Below are 23,605 nucleotides of genomic sequence, written 5' to 3' on the forward strand. Positions count from 1 at the left end.
GCCCGCAGATCCGACACCGCATCTCAACTTTTCTCAAATCGCCAGCGCAGCGGCGTCGGGGCACGCGTTCACTCTGGTATCGGGTGCCCGCTTTTCGCGAGCGCCACCGGCACCAGGCCGCGATGGAGATCGAAAGGGAGGCGGCCCTGCCGCTGGCGGCAAACGCCGCGCCGCCGCAGACGAGTGAGATCGGCGGCACCGACGTGCTGGAGGTCGAGGCGCTGGCGGTGTGGACCGGCCTATCGGGCGACGAGGCGCAAGCACTGATCAACGCCTGGGCGACCGCTTGCACTATTGCCTGGCAGATGTGAAACGACCAGTCTAGGGCCATGATTGCGATCTACAGAAACAACTGGGGCATCCAAAGTCTCCAACCGATGAGACAAGAAGATCATTGAGCGCACGGCATATTGCATGCGCTCCCCGAGCCAGTTCCGCCATTCTCATCGTTGCACGTTTGAAGCTTCGATGTCACAGTTGCGTTGGGGGACATCGAATGACAGAGCTGGCGAAAATTGACCAGGCTTGCGCTCAACCGCTTGCAGATTTGGGACGCGACTGGGCGCAAAAAGAAGTTGTTGATTATCCTCACGGTTTTCAACTCCATTTAGCCATTTGTCGTGGTTCGGACGTTGGTCGGTGCGAGGTTTCGCTGACATGATCGACTGGCGGCGGGGCGGATGGACCGGGAGTATCAATAGATGGGTACGACTGGAGGTCAAAGAACTGCTTCGTGACAACGTAGTCGCCCGGAGGTCACGATATGGCCCATTGCATCGGATATTGCGAACCTTCTTTGCGGTCAGCAGCTTCGGTCGTTTTGTGACGCTTTATCTGCTGCTCGACGTAGCTGTCGTGATCGGCGAGTTTGCTATTGCCCACTTCGCGCCAAACTGGATTCCCGACTGGACGGCGTCAGGTCCTCCTCCGCAGCCCGACGTCAAAGCGATCATCCTCAATGTATCCAGCTACCTGATCACCGCACAGGTCGGGGTGCTTGGTGTAATCTCACTCGCTCTGGCGCTCGTCACCCTAATTGCGCAACGAGAGAACTCGTCAACGGACGTAAAGCTCTACTATCATGAGTCGCTCGCCTTCGAAGTCGTAGCAAGTTGCGTTGCTTTGCTGGCCGTGATGTGTGCCCAACTACTCTGGCCGCTACAGTTCTCGTTGCACAGATTCGGTTTTGGAACCAATTTTCAAGCTTTCAAGCTGGTGTTGCTCGGCGCTCACTCGGCTTGGTTGCTCGTAAATCTGGCGGGCTTGGCACATTTCATCGCGACGACCTTCAACTTCGTACAGCAGTCAGCAAGAGAGAAACTTCGCGAGCGCTATACGGTCAATTTCGTCCAACCGCTGGAAATGAAGGCGCGGTTGCGACAACAACTATACGCCCTTGCGACGCAGGAACTGCTGGGTTCCGATCAAGCCAACGATCAGCCTAGCGCCACTTTTGGATTCGACTTTGGCGGCCCGCATATCTCTGAGATAAACACCAAATTTGAGCGGCGGATGGCCCTATATGACGTTCGTATGATCTGGGTTCGATGGGTACTTCGACGCTGGGTGGTGCGCTGCAGTCGTGCCGCCGTGTCGCAACCTAGTTTGCGAACATCGCCTACCACTTGGGGTCGGTGGATACTTGCGCGCTGGTCGACGTACCGGAATGGTGGTGCCAAAGCACTCCCTAAACCGCGTGTCCGGCCAACGGGTTATCAGGGGCCTATATTGTGGTTCACGCCGCACATCGATGAGCCATTGAATGGAAGTGTGAGTTGGTGCCGGCGCCGGGGCGGCGTGGCACTGAATCGCCTCGAGCTTTGGGTTTTACGGCGTGCCTTCTGCTTCAGGGGGGTCAACGATGAATCGTGATCTGCCGACGCCCGCAGCGATCCTCGAAGAATTGGCTGACAAGGTAGCGGCAAACATAGACCGCCTGGCTCCTGTGGCCTTCGATGGCGCGTTTCGGGAAATGATCCGCTATCACAAGTTCTTGCTCGCGCTGAATGCTTCCCGGACCCTCGATGGTGCTGCGGTTAACTACGCCGAAGTAATAGGTGACGCTTGGAATGCGCCACACCAAGATTGGATACGCCAGTATCGACGCCTTTTCGAGCGCGCTGCCGGTCGCATCCCCGATGACGATCACTTCATCCGAGCGCTTGCCTACACGCCAAGGCGTCTTCTCCCGGCGGAGAGCGACCCTGAGCTTTCGGCAAGCATCGTTCGTGGCATCCTCAGCCTTATTCCTATGCTGATGCACCGGCTTGAAGACTGGGTGACGAAACGGACTAGCCTGGACACGCCGAAAGGCGAGGCTGCCTCGCAGCGTCTCGCCTTGGCAGGCTCGGACGCCAAGGCATACGCCAACGTGCTGCCTGAGCTAGTTGGTGCTTGGGAGGGTTTGCTGCAGCAGGCTCCGACAATGTATCGGTGGCCTGAGACTGCTGGCGAGGATTCCGATGCCGCCTGGTTTGCATTCCGAAAAAGCTGGCCATTAATGTGGCAGCACCTATCGAGCACTGCGTACTGCTTAGCTGTTGCGGTTTGGAACGAAGACGAAGCGGGAACCGCTCTTTTCCGTGAGGCATTGGTCCGATGGCCAGCAGCACTTGATCATCGCCTTGAGGACCGCGCCGAATTCCGGCACCGACGCTTGCTATTCCCCAACATTCTAGACCTTGGATGGAAGGAGGCCAGTCGGGTTGCCGAGCCGCTTTCACATAGAAATATGCCGCCGCCAACGCCTAGGCAGCTTTTCGCAGCTATCGTACGCGGCGCACACGACGACGTGGTATTACTGACCGCCACGTTGCTGTTGTTCTGGACGATCAATGACAAGCAGGCTTCTGATATCGGTGGCAGAACTGCTCTTGCTTTGCTTCGCCGAGAGATCGACGATACCAACGGCTATCGATCCGGTGCACGAGAGCTTAGTCTTCAATCGTTGCTCTTCGATCTTCTTCGACCTGAGTTGGCCGGAGAGCGTTACAGCCAGGGTTCCTACGCAGGTACTCTCGATAGTCTGGTTGCGTCGCTCGACAATATGACGGAAAGACGGGTTGTGCCGGGGCGCGTGTTCGCGCCCTCAACACTGCACGACCGCGAAGGCCTTTTAGCCGCCGTGTTGGCGATCATGGTGGCCGCCGTACCTGAGAAAGGTGACGGGGGTGTTGGCCAACGGATAGCTGAACTCGCCGCAGACGAGAGTCTGCTGCCGGGCGGTGATCGATCGCTCCGGAACATTCTTCGTGAATTGCGCCAATATCAAACCTCTTTAGCGCAGAACTTGTCGGCAACTAAACGGGGCACTGAGCTTCTCGCTCCTGGGCGAGACGCGAAGGTACTTCCTAAAAAGCTGGCCGAAATCATACATGCGGCTGAAATTCAGATCGAAGCAAAGCGCCTAGAAAGGCTTAAGGAGCGCCCTGTCGACACTAAAACCCTTGAACGCATACGATTAGCCATTGAGTCGGCACTGCTGCATGAGCCACCCGAAGTTCCTTTCTTCTCAAATGTTCAAGTCGTGGGTGTTCCTCAAAAAGACGGACGTACGAACGATGCTGCGTTCGGCGGTATCGAGAAGGCGCATTTGATCGATCCGCCTATGGACAGCATTGGCTCCAGCTTCGGTGAGATTTTCGTGTCAAGGTCCCGACGACTGGCGGGTCAGTATGCTTGGGATAATTTTACGAGCCGGCCTCGTGTCATAGTCGACGTGATCGCTAGAGCTGAGGAGGAAGCATTTTGGCGCGCAATCGCCGAACTTGTTGCGCAGGTTGGGCCTGAACCGGTCCTAGTTGTCTCAAGAAATGCTGAGGGTCGAGCGCTGAGGCATCTGCTGTACAGCCGGGAGGAGGACCGACCTAATCTGGTTATCGAGCGGCGCAATGGAGAAAATCGTTTCAATACTTACATCGCAACCGTGGAAGGAGTTGATGTATATGGTGCGGATTTTCCTGCGGGCGAAGCGTGGCTATTTTCTGGACAGGCGCTCGTTAGAATTGACTATCAAGAGGTGGGCGATGGACTGCATGTCACCGTTGATTTCGAACCGACTGAGGAGTTGAAGGGTACACTTCGAGTGCGTATCCGCCAGCGGTTCGAGTGGGCGCAAACACCAATCTTCGAACTTCACGCGCCTGACCCCGAGGAAGATGAAGGCAACTAGCCATAAATGCTCCGGGCTGGGAGGGTCGAAGATGGCTACTCGCCGGTCGTTGCGTAATACATGCGAGGGCTGTGGTCCCACATCCATCTTTGGCGCTCCCTCCCCATTAACCATTCGTTAACCATTCCCTCGCTAGCGTTTACCTCTCAGTAAGGATTCGCCAGCCGTGACCTTTGCCGCCCCCCTCGAGGCCAAATCCATTCGTTTTCGTGCCCGCTCTTTCGTCGCTTTCACATTGACGCCGGAGGCGCCTTTGGACGTGTGGCTGGAGGGGCTCGACCACTGGATCGGCAACTCGCCGGGCTATTTTGCCGGGCGGCCGGTGGTGCTTGATCTCAACACCTTGAAGCCCGATGTCGCCGCGATCGAATCGCTGGTCGGCGTGCTTGGCCATCGCGGCATCCGCGTCTACGCCATCGAGCTCGACGGCCACGCCGCACTCGAGCCCAACCTGCCGCCGGTGCTGGTCGGCGCCAAGGAGGCGACGACGGATGGGCTGCTGCCTCGCAAGGCGTGGGAGGATGTTTCAGGTACATCAGAGGGCGAGGCCGAGGGCAGGGCGCCTGAAGCCGGCCCCGACAGGGACAAGATCGGCAAGGCTGGCGCAAGCAAGGCGGGCGATAGCGAGCCGCAGGTCGAAGCTTCGGGCACGCTGATGATCAAGGCGCCGATCCGCTCGGGCCAGGCGATCGTGCATCCGCATGGCGATGTCATCGTGCTCGGCTCGGTCGCTTCCGGGTCGGAGATCATCGCGGCGGGCTCGATCCATGTCTATGGCACGCTGCGCGGGCGCGCTTCGGCGGGTGCGCTCGGCAACAGGGGCGCGCGCATCTTCTGCCGCAAGAACGAGGCGGAGCTGCTGGCGGTCGACGGCTGGTATGTCACCGCCGAGGAGATGGAAGGCGTTTCGCGCGGCAAGCCGGTGCAGGCGTTTCTCGACGGCGATGCGCTGCGGGTTTCGACGCTGAGCTGACTTTCGTTTCGATATTGGGGCGGCCGAGGGCCGCCCGGCCAAGAACAACAAATGACAACAACGGAGGCTTTTCAATGGGCAAGGTAGTGGTGGTCACCTCGGGCAAGGGGGGCGTCGGCAAGACGACCTCGACGGCGGCCCTAGGGGCGGCCGTGGCCAAGACCGGCAAGAAGGTGGCGCTCGTCGACTTCGACGTCGGCCTGCGCAACCTCGACCTGATCATGGGCGCCGAGCGGCGCGTGGTGTTCGACCTCGTCAACGTCATCCAGGGCCAGGCCAAGCTCTCGCAGGCGCTGATCCGCGACAAGCGGGTGGAGACGCTGTTCCTGCTGCCGGCCTCGCAGACGCGCGACAAGGATGCGCTGACCGAGGAAGGCGTCGGCGAAGTCATCGACAAGCTGCGCTCGGTGTTCGACTACGTGTTCTGCGACAGCCCGGCCGGCATCGAGCGCGGCGCGCAGCTCGCCATGCGCTTTGCCGACGAGGCGGTGATCGTCACCAATCCGGAAGTGTCGTCGGTGCGCGATTCCGATCGCATCATCGGCCTGCTCGACGCCCGCACCTTGCGGGCCGAGCAGGGCGAGCAGATCGCCAAGCATGTGCTGGTGACGCGCTACGACGCGGCACGCGCCTCGCGCGGCGAGATGCTGTCCATCGACGACGTGCTGGAAATCCTGTCGGTGCCGCTGCTCGGCATCATCCCGGAAAGCCAGGATGTGCTGCGCGCCTCCAACCTCGGTTCGCCGGTGACGCTGTCGGAGCCGCTCAATTCCGCTGCCAAGGCCTATATCGACGCTGCCAGGCGGCTGGAGGGCGAGGAATTGCCCGTCATCGTGCCCTTCGAGCGCAAGGGCTTCCTCGATCGTCTTTTGGGAAGGAGGGCGGCATGAACCTGCTCGACATGTTCAAGCGGCGCTCCAGCGCCCCGGTGGCGCGCGAGCGGCTGCAAGTGCTGCTCGCCTATGAGCGCCGCAACCGCAGCCAGCCCGACCTCGTCTCCATCCTGCGCGAGGAGATCATGGCCGTCATCGCCAAGCATGTGCAGATCGACCAGGATTATCTGCAGGTCTCGATGGACCGCGGCGAGACCATGTCGACGCTGGAAATCGACATCCAGATCCCCAACAAGAGCGCCGTGCCGCTGGCCATGGCGGGGTGAGGGCAAGTTAGAGGGAGCCGCGATCCTTCGCGCCCCCCTCTGTCCTGCCGGACATCTCCCCCATAAGTGGGGAGATTGGCAATTTCTGCGCTTCAGTTCTTCTTGCAACGTTGGCGATTGGCGAAAGCCGCATGACGTCCAATCTCCTCCCGTGTGGGGGAGATGTCCGGCAGGACAGAGGGGGGCGCTGTCCCGCCGGCAGAACCGGCTTCGCACCCTCGCACCGCATCGCTCGCAGCGTCCAAACCCCTAAAATGTCCCAAATTTACCTTTGTGCCGACGGGGCTTCCCCTGCGCAAGCAGCGGATGTAGGCTATATTAGCAATTCGTTAAGTTCTAAGCGAGGTATGCGTAAGGGGAGTTTGGCGATGAACTTCAGAGGCCTGATCAAGCGTGCTGAAGACGTGGATAAAGCAATCCAGGACCTGCAGATCGATTTGGCGGACGCGCTGGATGCAAGTCTCGACGCCGACGACCTGGCGCCGCCAGAGAGCGACGATGTGCCGGATGCCCAGGCGGCAGCCGATGACGGGCCACCCCAGGCCGATGCGGCAAATGACGACAATGCCGGGAATGCCGAGGATGCGGGCGCTGCGGACAGTTCCGAAACCGCGCCAAGACTGACCGCCCATACACAGACCCGGCTGGCTGCATTGAGCGCCTTCGAGGGGCTCTTCCACGACGCCAGGGACTATCTGGAGGAGATCAACGACAAGCTGTCGGAGATCGGCACCTCACACCATCTGACGCGCGAATTCCTCAACATCCTGCACAGCGACATCCTGCGCGCCAACGAGCTGGAGGTTGCCAATGCCGCCCTGGCCGCCGAACAGAGGGCGCTTTCGGAAAAGCTGCACGACGCGACGCGAAAGCTGCGCGAGCGTGACGGCGCTTTCGAAGCGCTGCAGCAGCGCGAGACAAGCCTGGTCCAGGACCGGGAGACGCTTCGTGCGGCACTTGCCGCGGTCAGGCTGGAACTCGTCGAGACAGCCAATGCGAGCGCCAAACGCGAGGCGGAGTTCGGCGACATCGCCAAGCGGTTGACCGCCAGGACGGTCGAGGCCAACAGGCGCTTGCGCGAAAGCAAGATGCTGCGCGAAAAGCACGTCAACCTGTCGATCGAACTCGACAAGGCGCTGAAGCGGGAATCGCAGGCGCGCCACAGGCTCGACGAGCTGTCGGCGGTCCATGCCACCGAAGCAGCGCGGCTGGCGGAGCTGCTGGCGGCGCTCGGCAAGAGCGAGAAAGAGGAGATGCGGCTGCAGAAGTCGCTCGAGGCGGCACAGGCGAAACTGTCGGAAACGACCGAAGCGGCCCGCATGATGGAAGGCGACAAGGAAGCCGAGCTGGCTCGCAGCCAGGCGGAAATGCGCGGGTTGAGCTCGGAGATCCAGAACCTGCAATCGCGGCTGGAGCAAGTGTCGAGCGAAAACGGCGAAGCCGCAGGCGAGATCGCCAGGCTCAAGAGCGAACTGAACGATGCCCTGGCCGAAAAGAAGATCGCCGATGAAAGATTGTCCGCGCTGAGCCAGGAGAGCGAAAGCGACAAGATGAGTCTTTCCAAGGTGAACGCCAACCTTTCTCAGCTGACGCTGCAACAGGCGTCCGAACAGATACAGTTCGACGTGCAGAGGCAGGAGTGCGAGGACCTCAAGGCCGAAATCGCCTCGCTCAATGCCCGGATCAAGGAACTGCTGCCCTATGAGCGGCTCCACAAGGCCACCAATGGCAGGCCGCGCGAGGACGGCGTGGTCGAGATGGCCGGGGCGATGGCGAAGAAAGCACGGACGACGGGCAGGCGGCGCATGCGCAGGAATGTCGGCGCCGCCACCTGAAGCGTGTCGCGCCTGAAGGATTCAGGCGACCCGCTTCAGATCCTTCTTTTGTGCATGGGAGGCCGGCACCTCACCCGGAGAGTAAGTCCAATGGGGCACCGGCCAGGCGGATCGACAGGTCCGCCGCACAGACAAGGTAGCGCGCCTCGGTCCCGCACGGCATTGGTGCGATCACGGAAGGTGCCAGCGGCAATTCCCCTGGCTTGTGATTCGAACCCTTGCGACGACCCGCCGGCCGGAGGCTGCAAACACACCCGGAAACGATCGCGGGCCGGCCCGGCGCCTTCTCAGTCGAGCGGTTCGTGCTGGTAAAGCTCGTCCATGCTGAGCGAGGCCAGGGCGCCGAAAGGGGCCTGTTTTTTCACGCGGCCGCCGCTCAGGATGACCACGTCGTCGCAGAACGAGATGGTGCTGTGGTGATGGCTGATGACGATGGTCGTGCGGCGGCCGGCTCTCGACTTCAGGGTCTCGACGATGGCCGCTTCCGACAGCCCGTCCACCGCATTGGTGGCTTCGTCCAGGATGAGGAGATCGGGATCGCGCACCAGGGCTCTCGCCAAGGCGATGCGCTGCCTCTGTCCCGCCGACAGATTGACGCCCCTGTAGCCAACCAGGGTGTCGTAGCCCTGAGGCAGCCTTTCGATGAATTCATGCGCTTCGGCCAGTCTTGCGGCGGCCTCGGCATCGCCGGCTGTCGCGGCATCCTGGCCGTAGGTTATGTTTTCAAAAATGCTGCCGTCGACCAGTTCCAGTTCCTGGCTGGCCAGGGCGATGTGCCGGCGCCACTGGCTGGCGTCGATCCGGTCGAGCGGCGATCCATCGACGAGGATGCTGCCGGTGTCCGGTTCGACGAAGCGGCACAGGAGATTGACGATCGTCGTCTTGCCGGCGCCCGAGCGGCCGATCAGCGCCGTCGAGCGGCCACCGCGGATCTCGAATGCCGCCGCATGCAGCACAACCTCGCGCCGGTCCGTGCCGGAATAGGTGAATGTCACATCGTCGAACTTGATGCCCTGGCGCAGGCCGTGGAATGGCCCGTCGCCTTGCGGCGGTTGCGGCTTGCCTGTGGGATCCAGCAGCCATGTCACCTCCTCAAGCGATCCGCTCAGGCCTTGCATCTGGCTCCACGACCCCTGCAGGGCCCGCATATGCGGCTGCAGCCTGTAGAGCAGGATGACGAAGGCGATGATCAGCGGGAAACTCACCTGCGCCAGCCAGGCGCCGATCACCACCGCCAGGAACAGCATGGCGTGGAGAACCTCCGTCAGCGGCGGCAGCGCTCCCTGGCGCACCAGCAGCGCGAACGAGGCGCGGCGAACCGCATCCGACGCCGTGTCGAATATCGCCTTTTCCCGGTTCTCCTGTCCGAAGATGCGGATCAGCCGTCCGGCATGCACAAGGTGAAGCATCTGCGAGGCGAGGTGGCCGTTGCGCGAGGCGACGCTGCGGCTTGGCTCCTTCAGATTGGCTGAGAGGATGGCGTGCGCGATCTGGACGAGCGCCAGTCCGAGCGTGACCAAAAGCGTCATGCGCCACGAAAGCAGCAGCAGGAAAGCCAGGAGGATGATGGCGGCCGATGCGCTGACGATGGCCGACAGCATGATCTGGATCGCATCGGAAGCCCGCCAGGATTCGTTGGAGATGATGTTGAGCAGGCGTCCGGGATTCTGCCGCAGGAAGAAGGGGTAGCCGACCCGCAACAGCTGCTCCGACAGGGCGCTGCGGATGGAATGGCTTGCCTTGCCGGAGATGAAGGTCGTCAGCAGCGTGTTGGCGAAGGCGAAGACGTTCTTCAGGATGATCGAGCCGAGGATGGCGGCTGAAATGACGACCAGCCGGTCGCGCTCGCTCAAGCCCGATCCGACGTGCTGGAGGACAGCGGAGAAGCCTGCCATTCCGGCGGCATCCCCGTGTCCCATGATGATGCCCAGCAACGGGATGATCAGGCCGATGCCGAACCCTTCGAGGACGGCGCTGACCAGGCCGAGAACCACCACCGCCGGAAGCAGGCGCAGTTGCCGCTTTCCGAACGCCCGGAACAGCATCGGCAGGTTTGGCGGCAGCATTGGCATTACAGCGTTTCACCTCGCCTGGGCATTGGCTTGTTGATCTTGCCGCACCGGTTCGGCTCGCGGCCGTCTGACCAGCAGGAGAACCGCGAACCTGGCCGCGCCGAGCAAATTCATGGCGACGATCGGCCAGTGCGACAGGTTGAGTTCACGATCGAAGGCGGGTCCTCCCGCCAGTTCCCGGAAAGCCCCTCTTGCGGCCCAGTAGAAATGGCGAAGCAGCCAGGGCGCGTGGCGAACATGCTTCAGGCAGAGCCCGCCATTGCCCAGGCTGTAGTCGCGATGCAGCTTTTCGATGGCTTTGCGATCCCGCCGGCCGTGATGATGGAAAATCGTCATGTCAGGCACATACTCGACCGCGATGCCGAGCAGCATCGCGCGCACGAGATAATCGGTATCCTCGGCCGACCGCAATGGTCCGCCGGCGCCGAAGCGTTCGTCGAAATAGCCGATGCGGGCCGCGACATCGCGGTGCATCGTCATGTTGCAGCCCAGCACGAAACCGCCGGGATGAACATCTGGCGTCAGCCGCTCGCGCGCCCACGACCGCTTGATGGTGAACGGCAAATCCCGGGGATCGCCAAGCTCGACACGGCCGCCCCGGATGAGCCATTGTTCCCCGGACGCATAGTGTCGCTCCAGATCGCGCAGATAGTCGCGATGGAGCGCGCAGTCGTCGTCGACGAAGACCAGCACACGGCCGCGCGCGCGCCTCAGCCCGGCGTTGCGCGCAGCCGCCAATCCGGGGCGCGGCTCGCAAACGGGCGTGAACGGAATGTCCGACGCAGCCGCGATGCTGGCCAGGCGTTCGGCCGTGCGGTCGCTCGAACCGTTGTCGACGACCACGAGTTCGGCGGCGAAGCCGGCATGTGCGCGGCATGCGGCTTGCACCGACTTGATGCAGGCATCGAGCACGGCGACGCGGTTGCGCGTGCAGATGATGAAGCTGACTTCCGGCGCCGCTCGTTCCGGGCGGGGACCGGCCGGGGCGGGGCCAAGCGCCGTCGAACGATCGCGCTGCAGGGGTTGGTTGGCTTTGACGATCATGCCTCAGCCCGCCTGATAAGGTGCCAGAACCGCTGCGGCGGGCGCGGATTTGAAGAAGTATGCCATGGCATCGGCTTGCCTGGCGGCCGACAGCGAGGCGCGGCTGAGCCAGGGCGCCCAGGCGCCGGGCCGCAGGGCATATTGTTCGCGGCGCCGGATGACGTTCCATTTCGCGGTCCGCGTCAGCAATTCATGCGTCAGCGCGGGCTGGTTTTCGTCGGCGACGAGCTGGTAGAGGAAATAGAACAGGTTCAGCGCGCCGGCCTCGAAGCTCGGCCGCGTCGCCGCCGGCAGCGAGCGGATCTCCTGCTCCAGCGCGACGATGAAGTCGGCCGCACGGGCGACGGCGCCGTGGCTGACCGCATCGCCAATGTCGCGCAGGTCCCGCGTGGCCTGCGCCAGGCCCTCGCGCTCGAGGTTCTCGGCCACGATCCGCAAATGCGTCCTGCGCATCTCCTTGACGTGCCGGCTGGTCACGCTTGCCTCATGGACGCGGTAGACGACCAGGTTTTCGGGCATCATGGCTGCCGGGTAACGGCCGGCCAGCCGCCTGAAAAGATCGAAATCCTCGGCATGCCGGTAGGCCTGGTCATAGTGCAGGACGCTGTCGTCGATGACCTTCCTGTTGTAGACGACCGTCGGGTGCATGAAGATCGTGAAGAACATCGCCAATACAGGGATGCGGCCGAACTGGAACACCGGATCGGGCCTGCCCCTGGCGATGCGGCCGCGGATCAACATGTCGACGCCGGCGCCGCAGAAGCCCAGTTCGGGCCGCCGCTCGAACAGCGCCACCTGGCGCGACAAACGCCAGGGATAGGCGACGTCGTCGGCGTCCATCCGCGCGACCAGTTCGCCCCGGGCGATCGCCAGCCCTTCGTTGAGCGTCGCGACGAGGCCACGGTTTTCGCGCGAGATGATCGAAATGCGGCTGTCGGCCTTTTGGCATCGCTCGAGTATCTCGAGCGAATTGTCGGTCGAACCGTCATCGATCGCGATGATTTCCAGGCGACTGTGATCCTGCCGCAGGATGCTTCCCAGCGCGGTGGTGAGATAGGGACCGGCATTGTAGACCGGCAACAGGACGGAGACGAGCGGTGCGGCGGTCATCGTCTTGCATCCGTGCGCTGGAGTTCGAGCGCCGGTGTGCGGCCATCGGGCGATCCGCCAGCCGCCGTCGCGAGCCAGCCGCCATGGCTGCCCCGTGCGGAGCGGGTGCGCGCGACATAGGGGAAGTGGCGCTTCAGGCTGTTGAGCGGCCTCTCGAAAACCACCCAGGAAATCGAGGCCGCGACAATCGTGGCGGCACTCGCAACCAGGAAACGCCCTGGCCCTTGCTCCGAGACGTTGAGCGGAATCCAGGGTTGCGCTTTGACGGCGAGCGACAGCAATATCGGATGATAGAGATAGACGCCGTAGCTGATGCGGCCGAGGCCAAGCAGCGGCGGCAGTTCGGCAAGCTTTCCCAAAGTGCCGCCAAGGCCGCGCGAACAGGCTGCGACGATGACCATCAGCGGCACCAGCGGCAGGACTTGCCGCACCAGCCAATGGGTCCATTCGAGCATCGGATCGGCGGGCGCAGGCACAAACCACTCGATGACAAGGAATGCGGCCGCGAAGGCAGGCCAGCTGAGCCGCATCCAGTGCGGCAGGGCCGCGCCCCTGGATCGCCAGCAGGCAAGCAGCGCGCCCGTCGCCAGCGCATCCATGGATGCCGGCGGCAGCAGGTCGCGCGCCAGCGTCGTGTTGGCGGTGAGCGGCCAGTAAAAGCGATAGGCCAGCGACAGTGCGATGACGCCGATGCAGATCTGTTCGAAGCGGCGGCGCGGGGCCAGCAGGACGACCAGCGGCCAGGCAAGATAGAACTGCTCCTCGATGCTCAGGCTCCAGAAATGGCACAGCACCCAAGGGTTCCAGTCATTGCGCAGCGCATACCAGAAATTCGACAGGTAAAGCGCATGCCAGACCAGCGATCCCCTGGATTGGTCCAGGTCGACCAGCCAGACGAAACCCAGGACGGCGAAATAGGGCGGAAATATCCGCAAGCCCCGCCTGATATAGAAGGATCGCAGCGCAGGACCGGTCTCGAATTCGGCGGCCGAACGCGCTTCCAGGAGCAGGCGCGTGATCAGGAAGCCGCTCAGCACGAAGAACAGCCGCACGCCGATATGGCCCCAGAATGAAGATCCTCCAGCGGCGAAGAAATGGGAATACAACACCATCGTCACGGCGATGGCTCTCAACGCATCCAGTTGGATGTCGCGTGCGCTTCCCATCAGCGGCATCCGCCAGCGTGATGGCCGCGACCAAGCCGCCACCCGGCCGTTTCGAGCGGCAGGCCAAGGCGGACGAGACCCGCCAGAGCGCAGGCATCGTCGAACCTACGCTCGAAATCGACGGACGGGTGGCTCAAGCTGGTCAACCTGGCGGGATCCTCCACGGCGCATATCCAGTCGCAAACGAGTCCCCCAGGAGATCGTTCGGCTACGGCATTGTGCGGCGCAACACAAAAAATCTACCCAGCTGAAATACTTATGTGAGCAAGCGCTAAAAAATTGAGAAAACCGAGCGTTTCTCGTCAATTCTGGCGATTTTTCTCAGAACTTAAACGCTGTGGTTTAAATTTTTCCGATGTTCCCGCCTCGGTTGATTTGCGAGCTCGTGGCTTGAGAGCCTAGTTCTTTGTTAGACCACAGGAAATTCCGTAATCTATATTTTGTCTATATGGATCCGGCCCTGGCTCCGTGAAGAAATGATTTGGAACCATTAGCTTTGCGCGGTGCAGCATCGTCTCTGTTTTTCGTCGTTGCCACGCGCAACGCCCATTACTCGGCTGACCGCCAACCCTCACACCGCGTCGAACACCACCGTCTGCTCCAGCCCGCCGCCCCGGCGGTTTTCCAGTGTTACCGTGCCTCCGTAGCGCTCGATGATTTCCTTGGCGATGGCGAGGCCAAGACCAGCTCCGGGGATCGATTGCAGGCGGCCGGGGTCGACGCGGAAAAAGGGCTCGAACGCCTTGTTCAGGAGTTCCGGGGGGATGCCCGGCCCATGGTCCGATATGGTCAGCACGGCGCGATTGTCGGCCGCGGCCAGGTCGATGCGGCACGCCTTGCCATGGGTGGCGGCGTTGACGATCAGGTTGCGCAAGGCGCGGCGCAGGCCGAGCGCGCCGGCGCGCACGCAAACCTTGTCCAGGTGCCCGATCGAGACGGCATGGCCGAGCGACACCATCTCGGCTTCGATATCGCGCACCGTCTTTGCCAGGTCCACCGCTTCGACGGCGTCCTGGTTGACCTCTTCGCGCACCAGGCGGATGGCGCTGTCGGCGATGCGATCGAGTTCGTCGAGGTCGTGAAGCCATTTGTCGCGTTCGTCGTCCAGGAATTCGGCGCGCAGCCGCATGCGCGTCATCGGCGTGCGCAGATCATGGCCGGCGGCCGCGACCAGCCGCATGCGGCTTTCCATGGCGGTCCGCAGCCGCGACGAGAGCTGGTTCAGCGCATGCGCGGTGGCCTTGACCTCGGCCGAACCCACTTCCGGCACCGCCGCCAGTACGCCGTCCGATCCGATCTTGGAGACGGCGGCCTCCAGCATTTCGAGCGGTCGGATCAGCACCGAGGTGAAATAGACCGATACCGCCGTGGCGCCGGCGACGATCAGCGAGATCCAGCCGGCCAGAACCAGCCATTCTCGCCGCGGCGGCTTGAGGTGCGGCACCTCAATGATCGCCCATCGGCTGTCGGGCAGGTGCATCGATGCGATCTGGCCGGGTTCGTCCGGCTTCTCGTTGACGACCGCGGGAAAGTCGAGGCCACGCCGGTGCAGGATGTCGTTGAGCATCGCCGTTTCCGCACGAGCCACCTTGCCGCCCGCTGGATGGTCGGCGAATTGAACCCGCAGGACGTCGGGGATCGGCCCCGGCAAGAGCCGCACCACCAGTTCCATCTGTTGGGCAATCCAGGGCACGGTCAGTTCCGGCGGCGGCCCGCCGCCGCGCACGCTGATGACGGCGGCCGTCGCCAGGCCGACGACGCCGACGATCGAGGCGACCAACAGCAGGATGAGACGGCGGCGCAGCGAATTCACGCGTGGCTCTCCACGGTCTCGACACGCGCCGTGAGCTGGTAGCCGCCATTGCGCACGGTCTTGAACAGCGGCCCGTCGCCGGTGTCGGAAAATTTCCGGCGCAGCCGGCTCACCAGCACATCGACCGAGCGTTCGAGCGGATCGCGTTCGCGGCCCTGCGTCAGGTCGAGAAGCTGGTCGCGCGACAAAAGCCGGCCGGGACGGTCGAGAAACACCTGCAAAAGATCGAACTCGGCGCCGGTGAGGTCGACGGCCACGCCTCGCGCATCCGTCACCTTGCGGGTCTCCGGTTCCAGCCTATAGCTGGCAAAGCGGTAGATGCGCGCGCGCGGCGGCGCGGGCGCCTCCTCGGGCGTCGAGCGCCTGAGCACGGCGCGGATGCGGGCAATGAGCTCACGCGGGTTGAACGGCTTGCCGAGATAGTCGTCGGCGCCGAGTTCCAGGCCGATGATGCGGTCGACATCTTCCTTCAGCGCGGTCAGCAGGATGATCGGGGTGTGCGGCTTGCGGTCGCGCAAACCGCGGCAGATATCGAGCCCCGAGCCGTCCGGCAGCATCACGTCGAGCACGATCAGGTCGAATTGGCCGGAGCCAAGCCGTTGCTCGCATTCGCGCCGGTCCGCCGCCGCCGTGACGCGAAAGCCCTGGCTGTCGAGGTAACGCTGGAGAAGCGTCCTGATCTCGCGGTCGTCGTCGACGACGAGGATATGGGGTTGTGACTGCATGACCGTGCCGTTGCCGATGAATATTGGGACCCGTGATGCAGGGGCTTGCCGCGATTATAGGAGAGCCGCGCCCGAGCGGCATGGAAAATTGCAACCGAACGTTTCCGGCGGGGCATGGGAAACATTCGGAAACAAATTGCCCTTTTGCGGAAACCTTCGGCAACACGCCGACGCGAAGCGGACAAAGACGCTTCCTATCCTCTGAACCGTCCGAAGCATGAGAGAAAGGAACATCTTTATGCCAAGCAGACTTCTTGCGCTCGGCCTGTTTTCCGTCGCCGCAATTCACCCCGCGCTGGCGGCGCAGCCCGACCCCGGCGCCGGACCCGGTGAGCCGCCCCCTGTCATGGCCATGCAGGATGGGGCAGGCCACGGCCGGAATGGACCCGGCCCGCATGGACCGATGCGACCTGGTTCGCAGGGTTTCGGCCCGCAAGGCTTTGGCCCCCGCCGCATGGGTCCGCCGCCGGAATTCATGCTGGCCGCCCGGCTCGCCGCGCTGGAGACCCGCGTCGGCATCCGCACCGAACAACTCGACGCCTGGCGCGACTACACCAGCGCGCTGCAGGCGGTGCTTTCGCAGCCTCGGCCTGACCGCGGGCGGCCCGTTGGTGCTGAAGCGAAGGACCCCGACGCAGCAGGCCCGGGCGGCAAGCCCGATCCCTTCGCATTCCAGGAAAAGCTGGCCGACGACGTTACCGCCCGCGCGGTTTCGGCCGGCAGACTGAAGGAGGCGATCGCTGAACTGCGCGCCAAGCTGACGCCCGAACAACTCGAACTCCTCGCTTCGGCGGAACGTGCCCATGGATCACCCCCCGGTCCCTGGGGCGGTCCGCCGAACGATGCAGCCGGCCCCAGAGGCCTGCCCAACGATGGCAGGCAGCTCCCGCCCCAGCCCGGGAACGACGAGCAACTCTGACCGACTGCACCGGCCGGCCCGGTACCCAACCCGTTCTCGGGTCGGCCGGTTCTCCGGGGATGGCGGGCGTATCTCCGCCATCCTCGTTTCGATCACGCCCAGTTCGAATCGCGCCAATTCGAACCATGCCCAATTCGAACCCTGCAATGGAAGCACGACAATGTGGGAAGCCATGATCATGCTGCGGCTGCTCGCGTCCGCCAGCCCGAGGCTCTCGTTCGGTCCTGTCGGGCGAGGCATGCCGCTGGCCCCGCCGGCCGACACGCTGAAGGGCGCGATCCGCCTGAGTTTCGCCGGCTGGCGGTTGTCGCTCCCGCTGTCGCAGCCGCTCGACAACCATGGGCATGATGACCGCAAGATCGCGTGAATTCCGGCAAGGCGCTTGGCATGTCCTCGCTGATCGGCATAATGATGTTGGTGGGCATCGCGGCCGGCTACTCGACCTTCGAGCAGCTCCGGCCGCCGAGAAGGAGCGCGACATGAGCCGCTTCGAAGCATTGCTCGTCGCCGCCCGCAGACCGGCGCGGCCCACCATCAAGATATCGGCCGGCATGCCTCGACCAAGCGGTCGATTGCCCGCGCCCGCAACTCCAGCGAAAGATCATTCAGTCCATGTCTATCCAGCCTAGCCCGTCTTTGCAGCCGGCACGCCGTCTGGCGCCCTGGGCCGCGATGTTCGCATCCGCCTTTCTGCTGGCGGCCTGCTCGCAGGAGAGCAGCGCCCCCGCCGGCATGGGCGCGCCCGGCAAACCGGAAGTCGGCGTCGTCACCCTGCATCCGCAATCGGTGGCGATCACCGCCGAACTGTCGGGACGCACGGCGGCCTCGCTGGTTGCCGAAGTGCGCCCGCAGGTGAACGGCATCATCCAGCAGCGCCTGTTCAAGGAGGGCAGCGAGGTGGCGGCTGGACAGCCGCTCTACCTCATCGATCCGGCGAGCTACAAGGCGTCCTATGACAGCGCGGTCGCCGCACAGCAGAAGGCGGAAGCGGCGGTGCCTACGGCGCAGGCCAAGTTCGACCGTTATGCCGGCCTGTTGAAGCAGAACGTTGTTTCCAAACAGGATTATGACGATGCCGCCGCCACGCTGGCGCAGGCGCAAGCCGATGTCGCATCGGCCAAGGCCAGTGCCGAGACCGCGCGCATCAGCCTCGACCGGACCTCCATCACGGCACCGATCGCCGGGCGCATCGACAAGTCCACGCTGACGCCGGGCGCGCTGGTGACCGCGAACCAGGACACGGTGCTGACCACCATCCGTGCCCTCGATCCGATCAATGTCGACGTCACGCAGTCGAGCACCAACCTGCTCAATCTGCGGCAGGCGATCTCGGAAGGGCGGCTGAAGTTCAGCGGGCCCAATGTCAGCGTGAAGCTGAAGCTCGAGAACGGCACCATCTACACGCAGACCGGCAAGCTGGAATTCGCCGGCGCCAATGTCGACCAGACCACCGGCACCTTTGCGCTCAGGGCCGAGTTCCCCAATCCGGACCGCCTGCTTCTGCCCGGCATGTATGTGCGGGCACTGGTCGAGGAGGGCGTTGCCCAGAACAGTTTCCTGGTGCCGCAGCGTGCCGTCAGCCGCAACACCAAGGGCGAGGCCACGGCGATGGTCATCAACGCGCAGGGCAAGGTCGAGACGCGCGTGCTCGCCGTGCGCAACAGCGTCGGCAACAACTGGCTGGTGGATTCGGGTGTCGGCGACGGCGACCGCGTCATCGTCGAGGGCATGCAACTGGTGCGCCCCGGCGGCGATGCGACGGGTGTCGAAGTGACGATCGACGAGACGACCGGCGAGGTCAAGGACCGCGGGCAGAGCACTTCCGCCGCACCGGCCGCGTCCAATGCGGCGAAACCGGCGCCTGCCGCCGCCACCGGGAACTGAGCGATGTCCGTATTCTTCATCAACCGGCCGATCTTCGCCTGGGTGATCGCCATCGTGATCATGCTGGGCGGCCTCCTGGCGCTCACCTCGCTGCCGATCTCGCAATATCCGCAGATTGCGCCGACGACAGTCAACATCAGCGCCACCTATCCGGGCGCCGACGCGCAGACGGTCGAGAACTCGGTGACCAAGGTCATCGAGCAAGGCATGACCGGTATCGACAATCTCGACTACATGACGGCGACGTCGACCTCGACCGGTTCGGCCTCGATCACGCTGACCTTCACCACAGCGGCCGATCCCGACACCGCCCAGGTGCAGACGCAAAACAAGCTGCAGCTGGTGCAGTCGCAGCTGCCGCAGGTGGTGCAGAGCAACGGCATCACCGTCTCCAAATCCTCGACCGGCTTCCTGATGGTCATCGGCTTCGTCTCGACCGATGGCAAGATGAACTCGACCGATCTCGCCGACTATGTCGACGCCACCGTCAACGACACGCTGAAGCGCGTCGAGGGTGTCGGCTCGACGCAGCTGTTCGGCTCCGGCTATGCCATGCGCATCTGGCTCGATCCGGACCAGCTCGCCAAATATGCCCTGATGCCGAGCGATGTGGCGACCGCCATCGAGGCACAGAACACGCAGGTTTCGGCCGGCCAGCTCGGCGGCCTGCCGGCGCGCAAGGGTCAGCAGCTCAATGCCACGGTGACGGCCAAGAGCCGGCTGCAGACCGCCGAACAGTTCCGCAACATCATCCTGAAGAGCCAGACCGACGGCTCGCTGGTACGCCTCAACGATGTCGCCACCGTCGAGCTCGGCGCCGAAAGCTATACGACGCAGGCCAATTACAACGGCAAGCCGGCGGCCGGCGTCGCCGTCAATTTGGCGACCGGCGCCAACGCCATCAACACCGCCGAAGCGGTGCGTTCGACGATCGCCCGGCTGAGCTCGACCTTCCCGCAAGGGGTCGAGGTCGTCTATCCCTACGACACTTCGCCTTTCGTGCGGCTGTCGATCGAGGAAGTGGTCAAGACGCTGGCCGAAGCGATCGTGCTGGTGTTCCTGGTGATGTTCATCTTCCTGCAGAATTTGCGCGCCACCATCATCCCGACGATTGCGGTGCCGGTGGTGCTGCTCGGCACGTTCGGCGTGCTGTCGCTGTTCGGCTATTCCGTCAACACACTGACCATGTTCGCCATGGTGCTGGCCATCGGCCTCTTGGTCGACGACGCCATCGTCGTCGTCGAGAATGTCGAACGCGTGATGCAGGAGGAGGGCCTGTCGCCGAAGGAGGCGACGCGCAAGTCGATGCACGAAATCACCGGCGCGCTGATCGGCATCGCCACGGTGCTTTCGGCCGTGTTCGTGCCGATGGCTTTCTTCGGCGGTTCGACCGGCATCATCTACCGGCAATTCTCGGTGACCATCGTCTCGGCGATGGTGCTGTCCGTGCTGGTCGCCCTTGTGCTGACGCCCGCACTTTGCGCCACCATCCTGCGGCCGCCCAAGGACCATGCGACGCAGACCGGTCCGTTCGGCTGGTTCAACCGTGTCTTCGACCGCGGCACGCTTGCCTACCGCGACGGCTCGCACGGCATCATCAGCCGATCCTGGCGCTTCCTCGTCGTGTTCCTGGCCATCGTCGTTGCCGTGGGCTGGATGTTTGCCCGGCTGCCGAGTTCGTTCCTGCCGGAAGAGGACCAGGGCATCCTGATCACCAGCGTGCAGCTGCCGGTCGGCGCGACGCAGGATCGCACGGAGCGCGTGCTGGCAGAAGTGACCGACCATTATCTCAACCAGGAGAAGGACGTCGTCGACGGGGTGTTCACCGCCTCCGGCTTCGGCTTCGGCGGCGCAGGGCAGAATGTCGGCATCGCTTTCGTGCGGCTGAAGGATTTCGACCTGCGCAAATCGCCGGCTTCCGCCGCGCAGGCCATCGCCGGCCGGGCGATGGGCGCGTTTTCGAAGATCAGGGACGCGCAGGTCTTCGCGCTCGCGCCTCCCGCCATCCAGGGCTTCGGCAACACCAACGGCTTCGACTTCTACCTGCAGGACGTCAACGGCGCCGGCCATGACGCGCTGATCCAGACGCGCAACCAGCTTCTGGCCCTGGCCGGGCAGAGCAAGGTGCTCGCCAACACAAGGCCCAACGGCCAGGAAGACCAGCCGCAATTCTCGGTCGACATCGACCAGGAGAAGGCCAGCGCGCTGGGCGTCAGCCTGGCCGACATCAACAACACGCTTTCGACCGCCTGGGGCAGCGATTACGTCAACGACTTCATCGATCGCGGGCGGGTGAAACCGGTCTATCTGCAGTCGGACCCGAACTTCCGCATGCAGCCGGAAGATTTGGACAAATGGCAGGTCCGCAACGCCAGCGGCGCCATGGTGCCGTTCTCGGCCTTTGCCTCCAGCCACTGGACATTCGGCTCGCCCAGGCTGGAGCGCTACAATGGTTCGGCGGCGGTCGAGATCCAGGGCGCGGCGGCCACGGGGGTCAGCTCGGGTGCCGCCATGGACGAGATCGACAAGCTCGTCGCGCAACTGCCTGCCGGCTATTCGCACGAGTGGACCGGGCTGTCGCACCAGGAGAAGCTTTCCGGCAACCAGGCGCTGTCGCTCTATGCGATCTCAGCGCTGGTCGTGTTCCTGTGCCTGGCCGCACTTTATGAGAGCTGGTCGATCCCGTTCGCGGTCATGCTGTCGGTGCCGATCGGCATCTTCGGCGCGCTGCTGGCGGCCAGCCTGTTCGGCCAGTCCAACGACGTTTATTTCAAGGTCGGCCTTTTGACCACGATCGGTCTCGCCGCCAAGAACGCCATCCTCATCGTCGAGTTCGCCATCGAGCGGCAAGCCGCCGGGATGGGGCTGGTCGAGGCGACGCTGGAGGCGGCGCGACAACGGCTGCGGCCGATCCTGATGACGTCGCTGGCCTTCATCCTCGGTGTGCTGCCGCTGGCGATCGCCAGCGGTGCGGGCTCGGGCGCGCAGAACTCGGTCGGCATCGGCGTGATGGGGGGCATGATCGCGGCGACGGTGATCGGCGTCTTCCTGGTGCCGCTATTGTTCGTCACGGTGCGGCGCATCTTCAAGGGCAGGGCGGCCAAACCAGATACGGGCGAGACGCCGGTGACGGCCACCCAGCAATAAGGAAAACTTCACATGACAGGTTTGGAACGTGGCTCGGTGGCCGCGAGGCGGCTTCTTGCGCCTATGCTCACCGCTGTCCTGCTCGCGGGATGCGTCGTCGGTCCGGATTATCAGACACCGATACTGGCAATGCCGGCGAATTGGAGCGGCCAGAAGCCGACAAAGCCTGCCCAGCCGGCACGACTGTCAAAATGGTGGCAGCGGCTACGCGATCCCGAGCTGAACACGCTTGTCGAGGAAGCGGTTGCCGGCAATCTCGATGTCGCCACCGCCAAGGCAAAAATCCGCGAGGCGCGCGCCAGCTATCGCCAGAGTGCCGGCACATTGCTGCCTTCGGCCGACGGCTCCGGCTCGGCCTCCCGCAACAAGTCGGCCGAGACCACATCAGGCTCTGACGCCACCTACAGCGAGTACCAGGCCGGCTTCGATGCAAGCTGGGAGCTCGACCTGTTCGGCGCCAACCGGAGGGGCGTAGAGGCCGCGCGCTACGGGCTGAACGCCTCGCAGGAGGAACTGCGCTCGACGCTTCTCACCCTGGTCGGCGATGTCGCTTCCTATTATACCCAGGCGCGCGGCTACCAGGCCCGCATCGCGCTCGCCCGTCGTTCGGCCGCGTCGCAAAGACAGACCGCCGAACTTACCCGCACCATGGCGCAGGCGGGCACGGCGACCGCCGCCGATGTCGCCAAGGCAATGGGTCAGGCAGCGAGCACCGAAGCCGCCGTTCCGACGCTGGAGGCAAGTTATGCGCAGGCCGTGCATCGTCTCGCGGTGTTGGCCGGCCGGCCGCCTGCCTCGCTCAACGAGCGGCTGAAGCGGGTCGCGCCCATTCCTGCACCGCGCCTGCCGATGCCCACCGGAATTCCCGCCGACCTCCTGCTGTCGCGGCCCGATTTGCGCATGGCGGAGCGCCAATATGCGCAATATACCGCCAAGATCGGCCAGGCCGAAGCCGCCCGCTATCCCTCGGTCAGCCTGACGGGAGACATCAGCACGGCGGCGCTGAAGCTTGGCGATCTCGGCAAGAATTCGTCGATCGGCTGGTCGTTCGGGCCGACGCTCAGTGTGCCGCTGTTCAATGCCGGCCAATTGCAGGCGGCCGTCGAGTTCGCCAAGGCGCAACGCGATCAGTATTTCATCGCTTACCGGTCTTCGGTGCTGACGGCGCTCGAGGATGTCGAGAACGCGCTGGTGCTGTTGTCGCAGGAGCGCATCCGGATCGGCAAGCTCGCCTCGTCCGCGAAGTCCTATGGCGAGGCGGCAAGTCTCGAAGGCACGCTCTACAAGGCCGGCGAGACAAGCCTCCTCGACGTGCTCGACGCCCAGCGCTCGCTCTATTCGGCCGAGGACTCGCTGCTGCAAAGCCGCGTCCTGCTGGCGACCAACTACATCGCCCTCAACAAGGCGCTCGGCGGCGGCTGGGATGGCGCGGTCGACAGCGCCAAGCCGGAGATCGTCGACGTCAAGACCGGTCCACGGCTGGCGTCGAAGCCGGCCTCCTGAGGCACTCTCAGGCAGCGGCGTCAATTCGGCAGGCACGCCGCCATCGCCGATGCGGGGCGTGAAAATGCGGACTCCATGTTTGGC

19 protein-coding genes are annotated in these 23,605 nt (G+C 63.6%); 13 read left to right on the top strand and 6 right to left on the bottom strand.

The window, feature by feature from the left end; all coding sequences use genetic code 11:
• The first annotated feature begins 122 nt into the window (after positions 1 to 122).
• The 8 genes from MESCI_RS14350 (at position 123) to MESCI_RS14385 (ending at position 8,138) form a co-directional block, all read left to right on the top strand.
• Positions 123 to 311 (top strand): hypothetical protein, encoded by a 189-nt coding sequence (locus tag MESCI_RS14350; protein ID WP_013530667.1) that lies wholly within the window; start codon positions 123 to 125, stop codon positions 309 to 311.
• Between the two features lie 185 nt (positions 312 to 496).
• Entirely contained in the window at positions 497 to 661 is a 165-nt protein-coding gene (locus MESCI_RS14355) for a hypothetical protein (protein WP_164919903.1), read from the top strand.
• Positions 662 to 771: 110 nt separating this feature from the next.
• A complete protein-coding gene (locus MESCI_RS14360) occupies positions 772 to 1,872 on the top strand; it encodes a hypothetical protein (RefSeq protein WP_164919904.1) in 1,101 nt (366 codons plus the stop codon).
• Positions 1,862 to 4,171, top strand: a complete 2,310-nt coding sequence (locus MESCI_RS14365; RefSeq protein ID WP_013530669.1) for a hypothetical protein — start codon at positions 1,862 to 1,864, stop codon at positions 4,169 to 4,171. The genes MESCI_RS14360 and MESCI_RS14365 overlap by 11 nt, the downstream gene beginning before the upstream one ends.
• A gap of 166 nt (positions 4,172 to 4,337) precedes the next feature.
• Entirely contained in the window at positions 4,338 to 5,144 is an 807-nt protein-coding gene (gene minC, locus MESCI_RS14370; RefSeq protein ID WP_013530670.1) for a septum site-determining protein MinC, read from the top strand.
• A 74-nt stretch (positions 5,145 to 5,218) separates the two neighbouring features.
• Positions 5,219 to 6,034: a septum site-determining protein MinD gene (gene minD, locus MESCI_RS14375; RefSeq protein WP_013530671.1), complete on the top strand. Its 816-nt coding sequence runs from the start codon at positions 5,219 to 5,221 to the stop codon at positions 6,032 to 6,034.
• The gene (gene minE / locus MESCI_RS14380; protein ID WP_013530672.1) at positions 6,031 to 6,303 is read left to right on the top strand and encodes a cell division topological specificity factor MinE; all 273 of its coding nucleotides are present in this window, start codon (positions 6,031 to 6,033) and stop codon (positions 6,301 to 6,303) included. The genes minD and minE overlap by 4 nt, the downstream gene beginning before the upstream one ends.
• A 368-nt stretch (positions 6,304 to 6,671) precedes the next feature.
• Positions 6,672 to 8,138 (top strand): coiled-coil domain-containing protein, encoded by a 1,467-nt coding sequence (locus tag MESCI_RS14385; RefSeq protein ID WP_013530673.1) that lies wholly within the window; start codon positions 6,672 to 6,674, stop codon positions 8,136 to 8,138.
• 287 nt (positions 8,139 to 8,425) lie between these two features.
• Here MESCI_RS14385 and MESCI_RS14390 read toward each other — a convergent pair whose 3' ends face one another.
• The 6 genes from MESCI_RS14390 to MESCI_RS14415 all read right to left on the bottom strand — a co-directional run bounded on the left by MESCI_RS14390 (position 8,426) and on the right by MESCI_RS14415 (position 16,068).
• Positions 8,426 to 10,210: an ABC transporter ATP-binding protein gene (locus tag MESCI_RS14390; protein WP_013530674.1), complete on the bottom strand. Its 1,785-nt coding sequence runs from the start codon at positions 10,208 to 10,210 to the stop codon at positions 8,426 to 8,428.
• A gap of 9 nt (positions 10,211 to 10,219) precedes the next feature.
• The gene (locus MESCI_RS14395) at positions 10,220 to 11,254 is read right to left on the bottom strand and encodes a glycosyltransferase family 2 protein (protein ID WP_013530675.1); all 1,035 of its coding nucleotides are present in this window, start codon (positions 11,252 to 11,254) and stop codon (positions 10,220 to 10,222) included.
• Between the two features lie 3 nt (positions 11,255 to 11,257).
• A complete protein-coding gene (locus tag MESCI_RS14400) occupies positions 11,258 to 12,364 on the bottom strand; it encodes a glycosyltransferase family 2 protein (RefSeq protein WP_013530676.1) in 1,107 nt (368 codons plus the stop codon).
• A complete protein-coding gene (locus tag MESCI_RS14405) occupies positions 12,361 to 13,530 on the bottom strand; it encodes an acyltransferase family protein (protein ID WP_013530677.1) in 1,170 nt (389 codons plus the stop codon). The genes MESCI_RS14400 and MESCI_RS14405 overlap by 4 nt, the downstream gene beginning before the upstream one ends.
• A 571-nt stretch (positions 13,531 to 14,101) precedes the next feature.
• Positions 14,102 to 15,343 carry an ATP-binding protein gene (locus MESCI_RS14410; RefSeq protein ID WP_013530678.1) on the bottom strand — a complete coding sequence of 414 codons (1,242 nt, stop codon included), beginning with the start codon at positions 15,341 to 15,343 and terminating at the stop codon, positions 14,102 to 14,104.
• On the bottom strand, positions 15,340 to 16,068 hold the full coding sequence (locus MESCI_RS14415) for a response regulator (RefSeq protein ID WP_013530679.1): 729 nt from the start codon (positions 16,066 to 16,068) through the stop codon (positions 15,340 to 15,342). The genes MESCI_RS14410 and MESCI_RS14415 overlap by 4 nt, the downstream gene beginning before the upstream one ends.
• Before the next feature lie 238 nt (positions 16,069 to 16,306).
• Between MESCI_RS14415 and MESCI_RS14420 the strand changes: the two genes are divergently transcribed.
• The 5 genes from MESCI_RS14420 to MESCI_RS14440 all read left to right on the top strand — a co-directional run bounded on the left by MESCI_RS14420 (position 16,307) and on the right by MESCI_RS14440 (position 23,521).
• Entirely contained in the window at positions 16,307 to 16,987 is a 681-nt protein-coding gene (locus MESCI_RS14420) for a hypothetical protein (RefSeq protein WP_013530680.1), read from the top strand.
• 160 nt (positions 16,988 to 17,147) lie between these two features.
• A complete protein-coding gene (locus MESCI_RS14425) occupies positions 17,148 to 17,354 on the top strand; it encodes a hypothetical protein (protein ID WP_013530681.1) in 207 nt (68 codons plus the stop codon).
• A gap of 245 nt (positions 17,355 to 17,599) precedes the next feature.
• Positions 17,600 to 18,871 (top strand): efflux RND transporter periplasmic adaptor subunit, encoded by a 1,272-nt coding sequence (locus MESCI_RS14430; protein WP_013530682.1) that lies wholly within the window; start codon positions 17,600 to 17,602, stop codon positions 18,869 to 18,871.
• 3 nt (positions 18,872 to 18,874) lie between these two features.
• Positions 18,875 to 22,018 carry an efflux RND transporter permease subunit gene (locus MESCI_RS14435; RefSeq protein ID WP_013530683.1) on the top strand — a complete coding sequence of 1,048 codons (3,144 nt, stop codon included), beginning with the start codon at positions 18,875 to 18,877 and terminating at the stop codon, positions 22,016 to 22,018.
• A gap of 12 nt (positions 22,019 to 22,030) precedes the next feature.
• A complete protein-coding gene (locus MESCI_RS14440; protein ID WP_013530684.1) occupies positions 22,031 to 23,521 on the top strand; it encodes an efflux transporter outer membrane subunit in 1,491 nt (496 codons plus the stop codon).
• Positions 23,522 to 23,605: the final 84 nt, after the last annotated feature.

The organism is Mesorhizobium ciceri biovar biserrulae WSM1271, assembly GCF_000185905.1.
Lineage (GTDB): Bacteria > Pseudomonadota > Alphaproteobacteria > Rhizobiales > Rhizobiaceae > Mesorhizobium > Mesorhizobium ciceri.